The sequence below is a fragment of the Desulfobacula sp. genome (assembly GCF_030145145.1).
Classification (GTDB): domain Bacteria; phylum Desulfobacterota; class Desulfobacteria; order Desulfobacterales; family Desulfobacteraceae; genus Desulfobacula.
In genome coordinates this window covers 15,029-32,216 of sequence record NZ_JAQYWD010000037.1, presented here as the reverse complement: position 1 = coordinate 32,216, position 17,188 = coordinate 15,029, and the positions used below count along the sequence as shown (strand labels likewise).

At 40.5% G+C, this 17,188-nt stretch carries 18 protein-coding genes; 10 read left to right on the top strand and 8 right to left on the bottom strand.

Going from position 1 to position 17,188, the window contains the following annotated elements; genetic code table 11:
• Positions 1–92: 92 nt before the first annotated feature.
• A complete protein-coding gene (locus Q1Q15_RS19335) occupies positions 93–974 on the top strand; it encodes a pseudouridine synthase (protein WP_300463728.1) in 882 nt (293 codons plus the stop codon).
• Positions 975–1,120: 146 nt separating this feature from the next.
• On the opposite strand, the gene Q1Q15_RS19330 is transcribed toward Q1Q15_RS19335, so the two are convergent.
• Positions 1,121–1,669: a GNAT family N-acetyltransferase gene (locus Q1Q15_RS19330; RefSeq protein WP_300463812.1), complete on the bottom strand. Its 549-nt coding sequence runs from the start codon at positions 1,667–1,669 to the stop codon at positions 1,121–1,123.
• 138 nt (positions 1,670–1,807) lie between these two features.
• On the opposite strand from Q1Q15_RS19330, the gene Q1Q15_RS19325 reads away from it, so the two are divergent.
• Positions 1,808–3,547, top strand: a complete 1,740-nt coding sequence (locus tag Q1Q15_RS19325) for a long-chain fatty acid--CoA ligase (protein ID WP_300463726.1) — start codon at positions 1,808–1,810, stop codon at positions 3,545–3,547.
• On the opposite strand, the gene Q1Q15_RS19320 is transcribed toward Q1Q15_RS19325, so the two are convergent.
• From Q1Q15_RS19320 to Q1Q15_RS19295, 6 genes are all read right to left on the bottom strand, one after another.
• Positions 3,504–4,268, bottom strand: a complete 765-nt coding sequence (locus Q1Q15_RS19320) for a tRNA threonylcarbamoyladenosine dehydratase (RefSeq protein ID WP_300463723.1) — start codon at positions 4,266–4,268, stop codon at positions 3,504–3,506. The genes Q1Q15_RS19325 and Q1Q15_RS19320 overlap by 44 nt on opposite strands.
• Complete coding sequence (locus tag Q1Q15_RS19315) at positions 4,268–5,065, bottom strand: TatD family hydrolase (RefSeq protein ID WP_300463720.1); 798 nt, start codon at positions 5,063–5,065, stop codon at positions 4,268–4,270. The genes Q1Q15_RS19320 and Q1Q15_RS19315 overlap by 1 nt, the downstream gene beginning before the upstream one ends.
• Before the next feature lie 175 nt (positions 5,066–5,240).
• Positions 5,241–5,696, bottom strand: coding sequence for a type II 3-dehydroquinate dehydratase (gene aroQ, locus Q1Q15_RS19310; RefSeq protein ID WP_300463718.1), 456 nt, complete (start codon positions 5,694–5,696; stop codon positions 5,241–5,243).
• A 126-nt stretch (positions 5,697–5,822) separates the two neighbouring features.
• Entirely contained in the window at positions 5,823–6,122 is a 300-nt protein-coding gene (locus Q1Q15_RS19305) for a hypothetical protein (RefSeq protein WP_300463716.1), read from the bottom strand.
• Positions 6,123–6,206: 84 nt separating this feature from the next.
• Positions 6,207–7,133 (bottom strand): Hsp33 family molecular chaperone HslO, encoded by a 927-nt coding sequence (gene hslO / locus Q1Q15_RS19300; RefSeq protein WP_300463714.1) that lies wholly within the window; start codon positions 7,131–7,133, stop codon positions 6,207–6,209.
• A 285-nt stretch (positions 7,134–7,418) separates the two neighbouring features.
• Positions 7,419–7,934, bottom strand: coding sequence for an ATP-binding protein (locus Q1Q15_RS19295; protein ID WP_300463711.1), 516 nt, complete (start codon positions 7,932–7,934; stop codon positions 7,419–7,421).
• Between the two features lie 2 nt (positions 7,935–7,936).
• Here Q1Q15_RS19295 and Q1Q15_RS19290 point away from each other — a divergent pair, with 2 nt between their 5' ends.
• Positions 7,937–8,443, top strand: coding sequence for a helix-turn-helix transcriptional regulator (locus tag Q1Q15_RS19290; RefSeq protein ID WP_300463709.1), 507 nt, complete (start codon positions 7,937–7,939; stop codon positions 8,441–8,443).
• 10 nt (positions 8,444–8,453) lie between these two features.
• On the opposite strand, the gene Q1Q15_RS19285 is transcribed toward Q1Q15_RS19290, so the two are convergent.
• The gene (locus Q1Q15_RS19285; protein WP_300463706.1) at positions 8,454–10,073 is read right to left on the bottom strand and encodes a sigma 54-interacting transcriptional regulator; all 1,620 of its coding nucleotides are present in this window, start codon (positions 10,071–10,073) and stop codon (positions 8,454–8,456) included.
• Between the two features lie 249 nt (positions 10,074–10,322).
• On the opposite strand from Q1Q15_RS19285, the gene Q1Q15_RS19280 reads away from it, so the two are divergent.
• The 7 genes from Q1Q15_RS19280 (at position 10,323) to Q1Q15_RS19250 (ending at position 17,040) form a co-directional block, all read left to right on the top strand.
• A complete protein-coding gene (locus Q1Q15_RS19280; RefSeq protein WP_300463703.1) occupies positions 10,323–10,568 on the top strand; it encodes a hypothetical protein in 246 nt (81 codons plus the stop codon).
• Complete coding sequence (locus Q1Q15_RS19275) at positions 10,522–11,370, top strand: hypothetical protein (RefSeq protein ID WP_300463701.1); 849 nt, start codon at positions 10,522–10,524, stop codon at positions 11,368–11,370. The genes Q1Q15_RS19280 and Q1Q15_RS19275 overlap by 47 nt, the downstream gene beginning before the upstream one ends.
• Positions 11,371–11,516: 146 nt before the next feature.
• On the top strand, positions 11,517–12,245 hold the full coding sequence (locus tag Q1Q15_RS19270) for a phage Gp37/Gp68 family protein (RefSeq protein ID WP_300463699.1): 729 nt from the start codon (positions 11,517–11,519) through the stop codon (positions 12,243–12,245).
• A gap of 180 nt (positions 12,246–12,425) precedes the next feature.
• A complete protein-coding gene (locus tag Q1Q15_RS19265) occupies positions 12,426–14,141 on the top strand; it encodes a hypothetical protein (protein WP_300463696.1) in 1,716 nt (571 codons plus the stop codon).
• A gap of 1,033 nt (positions 14,142–15,174) precedes the next feature.
• Complete coding sequence (locus Q1Q15_RS19260) at positions 15,175–15,867, top strand: tyrosine-type recombinase/integrase (RefSeq protein ID WP_300463693.1); 693 nt, start codon at positions 15,175–15,177, stop codon at positions 15,865–15,867.
• A 332-nt stretch (positions 15,868–16,199) separates the two neighbouring features.
• On the top strand, positions 16,200–16,697 hold the full coding sequence (locus tag Q1Q15_RS19255) for a J domain-containing protein (protein WP_300463690.1): 498 nt from the start codon (positions 16,200–16,202) through the stop codon (positions 16,695–16,697).
• A gap of 13 nt (positions 16,698–16,710) precedes the next feature.
• Positions 16,711–17,040 (top strand): DUF2958 domain-containing protein, encoded by a 330-nt coding sequence (locus Q1Q15_RS19250; protein WP_300463687.1) that lies wholly within the window; start codon positions 16,711–16,713, stop codon positions 17,038–17,040.
• Positions 17,041–17,188 lie beyond the last annotated feature (148 nt).

The following is a 17,188-nucleotide window of genomic DNA, read 5'->3' as shown; positions in this document are numbered from 1 at the left end:
CACCGAAGCTTAGGACCGCAGATGAAATAAGGTGAGCAAAATTTGCGGTCCTTACATGGGAAACGAATTTTTTTGGCGAAAGGATTTCAACAATGGGAATGTCTGAATATCACTCTACCGTCGTCCTGCCGAAGATGGAAAAGCCCTATCCCTCGATCCTGGATTTCTTAGCCCAACGGTTCCCCCGCATTGACAGGGACATCTGGAAAGCCAGGCTCTGCTCCGGAAAAGTCCTGAACGAGAAAGGCCAGCGGATCTTTCCGGACACGGCCTATGTTCCCCTGATAAAACTCCATTATTTCCGAGAAGTGACAGCAGAATGCATCATTCCCTTTACGGAAAAAATCATCTTCTGTAATGAGGAGCTGCTGGTGGCCTGCAAGCCGCATTTTCTACCGGTGACCCCGGGGGGACCTTATGTGAACGAGTGTCTGCTTCACCGTTTAAAAAAAAGAACCGGCAACAGAAACCTTTCGCCCATCAACAGGATCGACCGGGAAACGGCAGGACTTGTTTTATTTTCAATGAACCCAAAAACCAGGGGCCGTTACCAGGAATTGTTCATGAACGGAGAGGTAAAAAAAAACTATACCGCTGTGACAAAATATCCCCGGGTCCAGGAGAAAACCGCATGGACGGTTGAAAACAGGATTGTCCGGGGGGAGCCGTGGTTCAGGATGAAAACAGTGCCAGGCAAACCCAATGCTGTTTCAAATATATGTCTTCTGGGATCAAAGGGAAACAGGGCGCTTTTTCAACTATCTCCGGTCACCGGCAAAAAACATCAACTGCGACTGCATCTCAGTGAACTGGGATTTCCCATCCTCAACGACAGATATTACCCACGGCTTTTACCCGAGGAAAAAAGAAATTTCTTAGCACCGCTTCAACTCCTGGCCAGAAAAATCCAATTCCGGGATCCCCTATCCGCTAAACAGGTGACCTTTGAATCAGACCGTCAGCTTTTTCTATGAGCCCCAGCAACTCTCATTTTATAGAATTCAGGTGGTTTCATTTTTTTCTTTTTCCGCTGCATAAAAAGAACACTAAAATCAGTGGCTTGATCCGTGCGGTTGGTTTGTTGGAATTTAATATGGTGTCCCCGGAACTGGGAACTGTATCATTTCAAAAGGATCATATCGATGTGCGGGATGCCATCCTCAACATAGCGCTCGGATATGGCCTCAAATCCATGAGATTCATAAAAATTTTTCAAATACACCTGGGCGCTTATCTTGACAGTTTCACTGGGCCAGGCATCCTTTATCCGGTCAAGCGCCCGCTCAAGCATGCTATTTCCGATTCTCTGTCTTCGGAATGCTTTTGCCACAACAAACCGGCCAATGGTCACCTGTTTAAATTTTAGTCCCGGCGGCAGAATTCTCAGGTAGGCGGCAAGTGTCCCATCTGCCTTGTTCCAGCCCATGAAATGAAGGGTCTGGGGATGACTGTCTTTGCCGTCAAGCTCAGGATAAGGGCAATTCTGTTCCACCACAAACACATCTACCCGGAGTTTTAAAACCTCATACAGTTCCCCCACACCCAGCCGGCTGAATGGTTTTGAGATCCATTGAATCTGCATACGCCCCTCGCTTTTTCTTCTGACGGTCCCCAGGATGGGGATGACATCCCTGCTGTTTAAAAATAAGCCATTGATTTCATATCCCATATCAAACAAAAAAAAGCTTTCCAATCTTGAATAGAGTTATGTATAACTATGTTTACGTGGTTTAATCGGTTAATACAAGACTTCAGCTACACCGGACTCATTTTTGACAGGACACCTTAAACAAAAGGAGAAGCAACAATGACAGACTCGGTATGGAAGACCCCTTTTTGGCCGGAAGGCGTAGGGCATACGTGCACGGATTACAAGTTCCCTGTGTTTAAATTTCTGGATGATTCTGCCAAAAATTATCCCAATCTTCCCTACACCATATTTAATGGTGCTTCAAAAACCTTTGCCCAGGTAAAAGATACCGCTGACAGGATTGCCAATTTTCTGGCAGGCAAAGGCATTGGAAAAGGAGATAAGGTCGCCATATTTCTTCCCAACCTGCCCCAGTTCCCTGAAATTCTTTTCGGCATTCTAAAGGCGGGTGCGGTTGCCGTCAACTGTAATCCGGTTTACACCGCTTCCGAGCTCAACCAGCAATTAACCGATTCCCAGTCAAAGATGGTGTTCTGCATGGATCATCCCGTGTTCTATCCCAGCACGGTAAAAGCCATTGAAGGAACGGCAGTTGATACGGTTATCGTGTGCAATATTAAATCCTATCTGCCGAAATTCAAGGCCTTTTTAGGTGGACTGCTGGGCAAAATCCCCCGGGCTGACAACATTGCCCCTGCCCATTTAATGTTTGACGACATTGTTGCCGCCTCCCGGCCCACCCCCCCTTCCATCACCATAAACCCGGAAGAAGATACCGCGGTCATGCTGTATACCGGTGGAACAACCGGTTTGCCCAAGGGTGCGGAACTGACCCATACCAATTTCACCTATGATGTCATGGCCATCATTGAATATGCCCGATTTGTTCATGGGGAAGGCAAGACCGCGGAAAGTATGTATCAGGAGGGGTTTCACTCTTTTCTGGGGGTGTTGCCCTGGTACCATAGTTTTGGTATTACGGTGGCCCTGCTGCTGTCTTCCAAGCTGGCCGCCAAATTGATCTGTATCCCAGATCCCCGGGCCGGCAAACCGCCTTTTACCGAGGTCCTCAAAGCGGTGCAAAAATACAAACCCACCTTTATGCCGGCGGTTCCCACCATCTTTGTTGCATTTACCAATCATGCGCTGATCAATCAATATGACTTGTCTTCACTCATCGGCTGTTTTTCAGGTGGTGCCCCCCTTCCCCCTGAAGTCTGCAAACAATTTGAGGACAAGACAGGGTCCATTATTTTTGAAGGCTATGGATTAACGGAAACCGCCCCTGTGGCCAGTGTAAACCCCACGTTCAAGCAGACCCGGAAAATCGGTTCCATTGGATTCCCCTTGCCCGGTACCGATATAAAAATCCTTGATATTGAAGATCCCTCAAGGGAAGTGCCCCAGGGTGAAGAAGGTGAGGTAGCCATTTGCGGTCCCCAGGTAATGAAAGGGTATTGGAAAAGACCGGATGCCAATGAGGAGGTCTTTGTCCACATTGACGGCAACCGTTATTTTCTTACAGGGGATATTGGCAATATTGATCCAAATGGATATATCACCATCACCGACCGGAAAAAAGACATGATCATTGTCGGCGGTTTCAATGTCTATCCCAGGGAAGTGGAAGATATTCTGTACACCCATCCCAAGGTTGAGCTGACCGCTGTGGTGGGAGTGCCTGATGAAAAAAGCGGAGAAAAAGTAAAGGCCTTTATCAAATTGAAAGAAGGAGAAACAGCTACAGAAGAATCAATGGCCGCTTTTTGCAAAGAAAACATGGCCGGGTATAAGCGACCGAAAATCATTGAGTTCAGAGATGAAATCCCTGTTTCCAATGTGGGAAAGGTCCTTAGACGGGTTCTCCGGGATGAGGCGGTTGAGGGCGCTGAATAATCATATGGATCACCTCGCTGGCAATGGTCAGGCCAAACACTCCCGGCACCCAGGAGACAGTTCCAATGGGGGGTCTTGGCCGGCCATGGTCCGGTAGGGCAGCTACTGCATCTTCAGGTCGAAAGGCTTGTTTGTTTAAGGGTTTTTCAATGGAATAGACGGCTCTGATCCCCTGGTAAAGTCCTCGCCGGTGAAGCCGCTGCCGGACCACCCTTGCCAGGGGACACACGCACGTCTCACTGATATCTCCGGTTCGTATCATGGAAATATCCGTTTTTCCGCCAGCCCCCATACTGGAAACCACGGAAAGGTTCAGTTGCTTTGCGCCCACCAGTAGATTTATCTTTGAATTAAGGCCATCTATGGCATCTACCACCACATCACTATCTTCGGACAAAAGATCCTCAAGGCTCTGGGCATTTACAAATGAACTATGGATCTCTACCTTGCAGGACGGATTGATGTCCTTCACCCGTTCATAGGCAAGCACTGCTTTTTCTCTGCCAATGGTAGAATGGTATGCCAGCAGCTGCCGGTTGATATTGGATACATCCACCGTATCAAAATCAATTAGCCTTAAATTTCCAATTCCTGTTCGGGCGAGGGCTTCCAGTGCAAATGACCCCACGGCTCCCAGGCCAAAAACTGCCACAGATGCGTTTTTTATTTTTTCCATGTTCTGTGCTCCGAGGAGCTGTTCTGTTCGAACGAACTGATCCATTACCCGTCCTTTTTCCCCTGCACCAGGGGATGAAATAACGTCAAACTGTTCTCATATGCATGCCGGGAAAACGCTTCATACTCCCTGCCGATCCTGCTGGCGGCTATCCGGGCGATGGCCGGTAAATTCCCGGGTTCATTGAGCCGGGAAACCGTCGGCACCGCCAGACAGGGATAGATATCCGGCGCATCTGTTTCCAGAACAAACCGATCTTTAGACACCCGTTTCAAGGCATTGATGACTCGTTTGGCCCCGGGATTTGTCACAGACCCTGAAAAAGAGACATACAGTCCCTTTTTTTCAAAAATCGGAACCATATCCGCTGATCCGGAATACGAATGGATTATTCCCGGTACCTTGAACGTTCCATATTTTTTAAGAACATGGATAAAGGTGTCCCAGGCGTTCCGGATATGGATGTTAATGGGACGTTCCAATTCTCTTGCCAGAACAAGATGATGCTCAAACACCTTGATCTGCAGATCCCGGTCAGCGGTTTTATCCGTAAAATCCAACCCGGTTTCACCGATACCGGATGGATAGGTCAAAAGATAGTGCTCCAATTGCTCTTTCCAGTGTTCGGACAGGGAGTCCACACACCAGGGATGGACCCCGAAACAGGGCAGAATGGAAGGATATTGCCGGGACAGGGTTGCCGTTAATTCAAAATTGGTTTCTTTAGTGGCACAGGACACCATGTACCGGACATTTGCTTTGTTTGCGCGATCCAAAATCCCGGGGATACCGGAAAGAATCCTTGAATCATGCAGATGGCAATGGGAATCAATAAATTGCATTCAATCTCCAATCCACCAAGGGGTTAAATCCAGGCACATATCAAGCCCAAAGAGGCTGTTGCCCGATCCATATCCCATTTTGCCATATCCCTTTCTCCCACAAAATTGGATGCAGACCGAACATCAATCCAGGAATTGAGCGGCCTCACCGGGTGTGGCACACAAAATGAGAAGGTCAGTCGTCATTGATCATTACTGCCATGGCCATTACAGCCATGGTATACCCATAATGACCAAACCCGGTAATCTGGCCGGCAACAATATCCGCCAGTAATGATGTGTGCCGGAAGGCTTCTCTCTTGTAAATATTGGACAAGTGAATCTCAATAATCGGGCAGGACATTAACAGCAGGGCATCTCTCAATGCAACGCTGGTGTGGGTTAATGCTCCCGGATTAATGATAATACCGGCAATTTCTTCCTCGAACATGTCATGAATTTTATCCACCATTGCCCCTTCATGGTTGGACTGGAAAAACCCAAGTGCCATTCCCAATGGCACCGCCTGTCGGGCAAGATCCGTATTGATCTGATCAAGGGTCAGGGAGCCATAGATTGCCGGTTCCCGTTTACCCAGCATATTCAAATTGGGACCATTCATCACTTGAATTTTTTTAATATTTTGTGTCATTGGTTTTGTGCCGCCTGGCACCCCTTTCAATGGCTTCGTTTCCCGGGAGCATGATTTTTACACCGGATTTATCATTCAATATTTTATGCATCGGCTCTCCTCAAGGGAAGCGTGGTTCACCATTATTTAAGCATATAACTTTTCAGCATCTTCAAGGGATGCGGCATATCCTTTAAACCCGTCAACGTCTTCGCATGAGTTAATGGAAGTGGAGGCAAAAAACCCCTCCACCATGGTTTTTTCCCCGTGTCTGATCAGCCCCATAAACAGCACCGGGATCAGGCTGATATTGCCTTTCCCTGTTTCAACAGCAAAGTCAAGGGCTTCCGTTGTATGATAGACCGCATACAGGTTTTTCTGAACCGACATCAGCTGAACAATCTCCGGATGATGCGAGTGAGTATGATCACTACAATGATTACACATGATGACCCCCTTTTATTCTATTATTTTAATTTATTGTCAAAAAGGTCAAGACGGTTTGGGTATGCCCGCCTTTTTTAATCGCACTTATTGTTCAAGCATTGCCAACTCATCTTTACTGAAATGATATACTGAATTACAATGATGACAGTTTACCACAACAGGAAAGGGGCCATTTGCCATCATATCCTTTTTTTCGGTTTTGGACAGATTTTTTAAATACCCCTCCATTCTCTCTTTTGAACATCTGCAAAAAAATTCCACCCTGCTGCTGCTTAAGAATTGGGGTGCAAGACTTGAAAATTCCTTGCGAATAATCTCTTCGGGTGACTCCCCTTTGGCAAACAATTCCCCCAAAGAATTGATGCGCTGAATCTTTTTTTCTGCTTCAGCCAGATGGGATGCATCTGCTCCCGGAAGTGCCTGGAGGAAAATACCCCCGGCCCCTTTAACCCGTTCTTGATCATCAAAATACACACTTAACTTGAACCCGGTGGGGATCTGTTCAGAGACAAGAAAATAATTGGCCAGATCCTCGGCAATGCTGCCATGCTCAAGGGCCACCTGACCGGAATAAGGGGTGGGTGCATTTTCAAGATATTTTGTTACCGTAAGAAAACCGGCACCAAAAAGCGTTGACAAATAGTTGATCTGTTCAGGAGAGGTGACCTGGATCGATTTTGTTTTAAGGTATCCCCTGACTTCCCCAAAGGAATTGGATTCAACATCCAGTCCTTTCATCGGCCCTGAACACTGGATGTGGATACTGATCCTGTCATTTTTATCTTTCAGGCTTGCACACAGAAGGCTGGCTGCAATATAGGCCTGACCCAGCACCAGTGTTTCCAGGGGACCCAAGTTATGATTGGCCCTCATTTCATTCACCATCCGGGTGGTATGAACAACCGCCCCCCGGATGGTTCCATCCGCCATGATAAACCGGTATATCCTGTCTTTTGCCGACGCTTGAAACTGCGCTTTGACATTTTTATTAAAAATATCTTTTTTAATCATAATTTAATCTTCTTTTACCCTGGAGATTATTCTGAACAAATCTTAATTACTCAACTTTCGGAGTTGGTCATTTTTACATGGGGTCAGGCTTTCCTTATGGCACTTTTTACCCGTCTGGTTATGAAATCGTGATAAAAAGTACAATAAAAAAAGCCTGACCCCGTCGATTAAAACTAACGTCCAAAAGTTGAGTTAATTACATCCCTTTAACTGGGTATTATAAATAGTAGATGCTGAATGTAAACACTGCTGCCAAAAATAACCGGTCATCTTTCGATCCTTTTTTTAACACGATTGTGCAAAGCCCCTGTCAAAACTTCTGAACTGAATGGCTTCAGCCAGATGGTGCCGTTGGATTTTGGAACCATTTTCCAGGTCTGCAATGGTCCTTCCCACCCGTATGACGGAATGGCAGGCCCGGGCAGAGAACCCAAGCACGTCAACGGCTTGTTCAAGGAGTTTCTCACATGGACCATCCAGTTGACAAAACACTTTCAAGTGGCGGCTGTGCAATCTCGCATTGCTGAACAAAGCGGTTTTTTTCAATCTTTTTTCCTGAATCTTTCGGGCCTTATTGACCCTTTTTTTTATACACAAAGAGGGTTCACCCCTGGTTCCGGCGGCAAGATCTTTATACTCAACCCTGGGCACTTCAATCTGGATATCAATTCTGTCCAGGAGCGGCCCGGATATTTTTGATCTGTATTTCTGTACCTGGGGCCGGGTGCAGGTGCACCGTCCCCCTGGGTCGGATAAATATCCGCAGGGACAAGCCTGTGGTACACAATCGCAACTTTTCATCAATGATAACATACTACCCTAACTACCAGATTACAAAAGAAATTCCAAGGAATGTTTACAAACCAAGTTATCCCGCTGAGATCAATTCTCTGGGTGATTTGATCAGAAAAACCAGGATAGATTTGAATTTGGAGGTTAAACAACTAGGCAAAGAACTGGGTGTCGATGAGTGTAGCATCACCAACTGGGAAGTTGGAAGAAGCCAACCCAAAACTCCCTTTTTGAAAAGGTTATCGGAATTTTTAAAACCCCATATTAATGGCTTAATATCGGAAGAAGATCTGTGGAAATTATTTTTTCAGAACAACCCGTCGTATCCTAAACAACAGAATACTTTTGGTGATAGGTTACGGGCTGCAAGGATGCAGAGTTTTTTAACCATACCACAACTGGCAGATAAACTTAAAGTTGACCCCGCTTCTATCGGTAAATGGGAACGTATGGAAGCCAAGCCAATACCTGAGTATAAGGATAGAGTTAATGCTTGGCTAAAAAAAAATGACAAATAGCTTAAAAAAATTAAGAATCATATTTTTGAATTAGTGTATAAACCGGTGTACGACAGGAGTATCCTCCTATTTGTTGCATTTTTGATTTATTCCCTTTTGATTTACGTTTTAGATATAAATAATATTCGTTTTCAACATCCTTAAAGGTTTTGCCTTCAAAAAAGATACTTCCTAAATCCCTCTTCTTTGAAGGAGAATGAAAAAAATCTAAATTTTGAATTTTGATCGTTTTCTCACCTTTAAATTTTACATCTTTAATGGCACGGGAAAGAACATTTTCCAATTCTCTATGATTCCCAGGCCAATTATGCTTTTTTAATTTTTTCTTAGCTTTGTCTGAAAGTGTAAATTTTTTTTTATATCCCAACTTAATGCAAATTTCCTCAATTTTATATTCTGCAAAATCTAATATTGAATCTTTCATATCAACTAAAGTTGGAAGTTCAATTATGCCAACACTAATTCGATAAAATAGATCAGGTCGAAACTTGCCTGGATTTCTAATATCATTAATTTCGTTAGCCGCACAAATTATTTTCACATCAACTTTTATGGGTTGATCTGCCCCAACGACTTCAACCTCTTTTTCCTGTATGATTCTTAAAATTTTAGCCTGCTGATACAAAGGTAACGAATTAATTTCATCCAAGAAAACTATCCCACGGGCTTCTTTTAAGTCTTCTTTTGTAGGTGGTTTATTGTCTTGTCTTCCGCTTTCAAAAATGATTTTTCCAGTTTTACTAATACCATATCCGACTTTACTATCTCTATTGTTTGAGCATGCTGATAAAAAAACACCTAATCTTTCTGATGAATTGCTTCCCGCCCCTCTCACCGCACCATTAATCTCCGAATCAAACAAACTTTCAGTTATTCCCGCACAGTTAACCGCTCTGAAAGATTGCCCATATGAAGGACTAAACTCTTTTATTAAACGAACGAGTAACTCCTTTCCCGTTCCTGTTGCACCAATTAAAAGGCAAGGATCACTGTCATCTGCATACATAACAGCTTTTTCAATACTTTTCTGTAACAAGGGGTTGTTAACATACATATTGATATTTTGAACAATGTACTTTGTTAAAGATGAAATCGAATTATCCAAAATAGATTCATCGGATATTGTTATTTTGTTTTTTTTAACAGCTGATTTAACTTTTCTGGTTTGAAAACAAATAGTTTTAAAAACCCTTGAAAAATTTATATTATCTTTCTGAAGAGTGTATATAGATAATAAATCTGTATAAACAATTATTCCCGCTTCTCGCATGTTATATTGTTCTTCTTTGGAACCGAGGCTTTTAAAGTATTCTGAAAACCTTTTGCCTTGATTTTCAAGATACAAAATATACTCTCCATAAATTGAATCATTGTGTTTAATTTCTTTGTTATTAATTATATTTTTAAACATTTTTTTTAAAGCTAAAACAGCAGGAATGGAGATAGATTCCTTATCATCAGTCTTCTCAAGAAAGTCCTCCAACGGGCAATTAAATACATCGTAATTTTTTAAAACTTCAGATAAAAAACTGCTATATTCATCTAATTTACAATCTTTGGCTTTTGTCATGCATTTTGTGAAAAATACAAAATCACTTTCATTCAATATATTACCTTTTTCAATATTCATACTCCCCTCCCCATTAACCTAACTCTTAAGTTCAATTTTAATATTCCCCAAAAAAAATGAATTATTTAATACATGTACCTAAACTAAATAGTACATATTTTAAATATTTTCAAGCAAATAAAAAATTTCAAATATTTAAAAACTCTTTAATTTCAGTAATTTGTTGTATTTTTATCTATTTAAAATCTTTTGGCATGCCATCTGCAAAACATCCTTATTAAGTTCAACACAAACTTAAAAGAGATTTAAATGAAAAAATATAATTGGAAAATTCGGGTAAATTTTTTACCGCTACCAAAGAGCGAAAAAGAAACCAGGTATAAACTTTGGGTTGATTCTTTCAATTATATTAAAAAGACCAAATCGAAACAACAAAACACCAAGAGACCAATCAAAGATGAATATCCGTTAGTACAAAACAATACATTATTAACAAAGGAGCAAAATCATGGCCAGCAAAAAAAAAAAGCAAAAAGCAAAATTAACAACGGATGAAGCAAAAAAGATTAGAAAAGAAATGAAAACCATTAAAAAGAAAATTGAACCTTTTTATTTAAAGCATGAAGAATCATTGTCGACTTCAACAAAGTATGCTTGGAAATTGGGAGATACTTTAAATCAGTTAAAAAAATTAAAGAAAAAACTTGGGGGAAAATGGGGGAAATATCGACGTACTAATTTTCCCTACATAGATGAAAGAACAGCTCAACGTTATATGAGGCTTGCCCTGAAGATCGACATGAAAGAATTCCCTGCTTTATCATTAATACCCATAACTGATTTAGAAGATTTTATTGGTTTTTGTAAAACAGCAGAAGTTTCCATCAAGGATACACTCAAAGAATTGAGTAGCGCACCAGAATTTGAGATGATTCTAACTAGTGGTGTGTTAATCAGCAACTTTAAAAAAGTTTTTAAAGAAATAATAAAGGGACTAGCTAAATCAACCTCTGGTTGGTACGACGACGATGTTAAAATTTCAAAAGAGGAAAGGCAAATGAAAGAAAAAAGAAAGGTACAACGGAGTATGCAGCGTCTGAATAAAAAAGCATTGAAAAAGGAAGGAAAAATTAATTCTGACGACTTGGTTAGTTCAACAAATCGTGCTGCAAAAAAACTTGTGAAGAACTTAGATTTTATTTTGAATAAAAAACACAAGATTATTGAATTAAATGATTTTGGTGATTTAGATTACGAAACAATCAAAAACCTTTTTGCACATTTGAAACAACTCAAGACGATTTATAAAAATGAGTTCGCACGGGATCACGATCTACCAGGTGAAAATGACGTTTGAAAAAACCGTCAAATTTGTCGTTTATTTTGTGGAGTGGGGTGCCTTCGTCCGGTAGGTGTCCCACCCCTCATAGTTCAAATAAATAATATCGTTTAACCAGTAAAGTCAAATTTTATCTGCTGCAATATTTATATAGGAGAATGAACATGAGCAAAATTGAATGGACAGGTATTACATGGAATCCAGTCACTGGCTGCACCAAACTTAGCTCCGGTTGTGATAACTGCTACGCGGAAAGAATGGCATTGAGATTAAAAACCATGGAAAAACAAAAAAGGTATAAAAATGGTTTTGAAGTGACCTGCCACTCCGACCTATTAAACATGCCATTAAAATGGAAAAAACCTAAAACGATATTTGTTTGTTCTATGGGTGACCTTTTCCACAAAGATGTACCTGAGTCTTTCATTAAATCTGTTTTTACCATTATGAACAAAGCCCATTGGCACACATTTCAAGTCCTAACCAAAAGATCAAAACGACTGCTCAAACTCAAGGATCGCCTTAAATGGACTGACAACATCTGGGTTGGTGTATCTGTTGAAAACAATAATCTCATTAAGAGGATTGACAGATTGAGAGAAGTCCCAGCCATTATCAGATTCCTTTCAATTGAACCACTATTAGGGCCAATGCGGAAAATGGATTTATCCGGTATTGATTGGGTTATCGTTGGTGGCGAGTCCGGCCCCGGTGCCAGACCGATGGAAGAAAAGTGGGTAATAAATATTAAAAATCAGTGTGTGAAGCATGATATCCCTTTTTTCTTCAAACAATGGGGTGGCACAAACAAGAAAAAGGCAGGACGTCTATTGCGGGGGAAAATATGGGACCAAATGCCGGAGATAAATGACGATTTACGGTTGTTTGGGTAAATCAGTCCAAGTATCCCGGTTGTTAAATTGAATGAATGAAGCCCAAGTAATACCATGACAAATGAAAAGTCCAAAATTTGGACATATCTAAAATTTGGACTTTTCACTTTAAACATATCAACTGGTATCTTTCTGCTGAAAAAATGTAATCAACAATTAATCATTCGTGGAGGAAATAATATGTCGATCGAAGAAAAAACAAAGCCCTACCATGGCAAAGGATACATCCTGAAAATATACAAGGCCCCAAAAATAGTTTACGATTATGTCTGGTCCCTCACGAAGGGCGCTAAAGATCAGAAGAAGCGTAGAAAGTACCACAAATTCATATCTCACATTTTGGCGAATATGTATCTCAATAGCAAAGAGTTAATTAAAAACCCTGAAAAAGATTATTTTGTGCCTATCTACAGCAGATTAATTGATAAGAATTTTGGACGGGATTTTAACTGGAATATATTAAAAAAACATAAATTATTAGAAATTTTGCCCCACAGCATCAAGAATCATGTAAGCCGGGAATTTCGCATCCCAAATAACATATTCGATTCCTTTGTTAAAAAAATGGATTGTATATTGGACCCGAATACTTCTGTAGAAGGCCTTGATTTTGTAAATCTCATGACAGGGAAAAAAGTTGAGACAAAATCAAACCGTTATCAATTATCTCATGGCACCAAAAATTTCAATATTCCATCAATAATAAAAGAAAGTATTAAGTCCATACAACCAGGCCCGATTGACCTTCAAAACGCCAAAAAATGGGTCAAGAGGATGAAAAGGAAATACGATCATGAAAAGGATCTATTTGAAAAAAGAACTAAAAAATGTAAATCAGGCAGATGCTATAAAAAACACCTAAAAGAGTTCAAAACACATAGGGGTAGATATTATAGTGATCTGTCCAGCCTCACAACCATATTAGCTAACACCCCAACTAAAACAGGCAAAATCAAGAAAAATGGCCATCCAATTTATTTGGTAAAAGCTTCTTACAGATCTCAGAAAAGCGGAAGATTATTTGAAATAGGAGGGGGGTTTCAAAGCGCTTCGAGGGCCATGAAGTATGTGAGTATTGTAAATATACCGGTATACAATTATGATATAAAGAGCTCTCAGGGCTTCATTCTAAAGCAGGAAATGGAAAAGTATCGCATTAAGTGCGGTTGGTTGCAGAAATATTTAGAAAGAAAAGATGCTAAAAATATATATGCCGATAAAACAGGTATCACAGTAGACCTATGGAAAGAATGTTTTTACGCATTAATAATGGGGGCTGAAGCACCAAACAAAAAAGGTGCTATTTACAAAACAATAGCGTCACAGTTAGGCATTGATAGAATCAGGGCAAATGTAATTCACAAGCGGTTTCTTTCAGTCACAGCAGACCTCAGGAAAGCCACTAGAGAATGGAGAGAGACTTTATTCTCAGACCCCATCAAACAACACATTAGCATGTATAACGACTGCTTGAGATGGAAGAATGCCTGTGGGATGATATTTAGGGATTATTCTATAGGTAAAAAAGAAGACCCTGAAAACTCTTTGGTTAATGATACTGGCAAGAAAAGCAATGATCACTATGCAAACTGCAAGAGAAAATTAGCCGCATTCATGCTACAAGGCCAGGAAGCCCTTTTCATACACCGCTTAACTGTTCTCTGCTCAAAATCCAATATCCCCGTCTACAGGAATGAACATGATGGTATTATCACTGGAAAAAAGATACCTCCAAAAATCATAGAAACAGCCAGAATTGAATCCGGTTTCAAAGAAGCAGATATTGTGATTAAACAAATATGCAGTGATTCTGAGTTTGAAGAGAGACTAAATTACATCAAGATCAAAACCAAAAAAAAAAAGAAAGTAAGGCCTCAAAGAAATAGTACAAGCTAAAATTATATCCGCTCCATTCTATGAATAGAAGGCTATACGAATACCATAATGAATTGACGATGATGATGATCTCTTACCCTTATTTATTATAGTTAAAGATATAATAGAAGTAGTTAATAGTACTATGCATATACAATACTGATATATATATATACACTATAGTCCAATACCTACATACCACCGCAGCCCTACAGCCTGCTCCGCCCTCTGCCGTACCGAGTATCTACACTGTACATACTACACCGTATACACCCATAGTTGTGATTAAAAAAGAGGTAACTTTTGTTCAAAACACCCATTTGAAAGGTTTGGGAGGTCTATCTGTACACTTAAACACCGGGTTGCTGATTTTGCGGTTTACTATAAACTTTGAAATGTGATGATCCATCCTCATCTTATGTTACCACCGATAATCCTTTTTTGTATGCCTGCACTTAATGCCTGATCAATAATTTCGGCTTTTATTCCTTTATATAAAAATTGATCTCAGAAGGAAGGGAGGGTACAAAGCACATTTTTGCAGAATTAAAAACTGTGGAATTTTAACCCCTGGTTTTTAAGTGGTATCAAACCCGATAATCCATCTTTGGAAAGGAGCTATTAGAAAAACCGTCAAATTTGTCGTTTTTTCAGGGGTTACATCATGGACTCATTTAGCTATGCCCAGCCATAACACCGTGTCCCCTGATTTATTGCTATGTTTGGTCCCACCATTAACGTAATAAGCCCTGCTATCAGTGTTTTCCGCCATTTTATATTTCAAATTGTATGCACAAATTGTCTAACCCCAGTAAATAGGTTCTTTAAGCGGTTAATTCGGTTTCAAAACTCATTTTTATAAGCTTTTTTCAGTTTTTTTCAGAACTTCTGCCCCTACTATTTCATATCACATTAGTAACACGAAATATCGCTAAATGATCCGATTAGTCAATGATTTCAGGTACTTATTGACTTTTTCGCCAAAATCTGCTATAATATTGTCATGTTGTACAATTAATCATCATCATCATTAATACTAAAGGAGGTCATATCAATGGAAGCAGTGCTCAAGTTCCCAGAAAAATTGCAATCGCATACACCACCACGGCACAGCAACAGGTTCAAGACCCGTGGAAATGTAAAATCTATGGACACCATTAAATACTTTAATACGATGCAAATCAAGCTCATCAGGAAGACAGTTAAGGACAAGGCTATCTTAGATGGCAAGAAGAATCAGGTCACTGGACTTCGAGAGTGGCTGGTCATTGATATTCTCACGTTAACTGGTGTTCGAGTCAGTGAAGCAGCCGATATACGCTGTGGTGATATAAAGACAGGTTATGCTCAATGTGAATTGTTCATCAGAGATGGCAAGGGGTCGAAAAGCCGGACCATACAAATCCCCAAAAGCCTGAAGTCGCACTTTAATAGCTTCATCAAGTGGAAAAAAGACAGATGTGAGCCGGTGGGTTACGATGATCATGTCTTTATAGGCCAGAGAGGCCCCTGGACCTCCCAAGCTGTACAACAAATCGTTAAAAAGTACCTGAAATTTCTTAATCTTTACGAACACAACAAATCAGTCCATGCACTCAGACACAGCTATGCAGTTCAGCTTTACAAGCAGGAAAAAGACCTGAGAGCCGTACAGAAACAGCTTGGCCATGCAAGTATTCAGACAACACAAATTTATGCAGATGTAAGTAAGGAGGATATTCAAAAACAACTTTCCAATTTTTGGTAATACCGAATTTGTCAGTATTACAACTCACCAAATGCCTTTGAGAGATAGTCTTTCGAAGGTTTTGTATTTTAAAGAGGAGGGCAAGTTATGAAGGGGTACAAAGAAACGGACAAATTAGGGGATTTTCTTATTTCTTTAAAAGGGAAAAGATTCACACTTGATTGTGGCCACAAGGTCACTTTTGGTACCAACCTTGGTAACAACATCATTATTTACAATGGGAAGAAATTTAGGATCATCTGCACACTATGTGGATATTAACAACCTCGCTGAAAGCCTGGCACAAAATGCCCCCGTTAAACGGTAATTTAGCAGGGCTGAAAGGAACTTACATGAACATTATACAAGCACTTTCAATACTAAGTCCATCGGAAAAAACAGAAGCCGGACTAAAGACAGCATACCGGGCAGCATGTTTGAAACATCACCCGGATAAAAATGGTGATGTTGAGGTAATGAAACTTGTTAATATTGCTTATGACTTTTTGAAAAATTGTGAATCTTGGTGGACTGGCGAACAGGCAAGGACAGCACAAAAGCAGACCCCATTAACTGAGACTATTCAGGCAATGATTGATAAAATCAAAACCATTCCAGGGATTAAAATTGAAATCATTGGCTCCTGGCTTTGGGTATCTGGTAACACATACGACCATAAAACGATTTTAAGGGATCTCAAGATGAAGTTTTCAGGCAATAAAAAGGCTTGGTATTATCATGAGGACGTATATCGCAAAAGAGGAAAAAAGAAATTTAGCATGACTGATATAAGAAATCTGCATGGTTCGGAAGAAATCAAGACCGAAAACAATAAATCACTGGTAGCATAAAAAGGAGAATATTATGTGGAACACACCGACTAAAGACCAATTAGATAAGATCCCTAAAATTTATACAACAGACTTTATCCCTATCAAACATAAGAAAATATTTCTTCATTTTTTCATAGGCGGGTGTGACTGGTATGTCGCTGAATATGACGGCGATGACCAATTCTTTGGCTTTGTCATTTTAAATGATGATTTTGAAATGGCTGAATGGGGATACTTTTCCTTTAATGACTTGAAATCTATTCGCATCGGATATGTGGAAATCGATTGTGACCTATATTGGCAAATCAAAAGAGCATCAGAAATTGAACGAATTGTTCAATGCCGTAATGGAATACTTTGATAATTATGGCTTATACACCAGAACTCAATCAGACTCAAAGTGCTGTTCTAAGACGAATAGCCTGGGCATGTAAAATGCCAATGACCAAAACCATGAATGATATATTCAATCACCTTGTAACAACCTTAGATAAAAACAAAATTTGTGA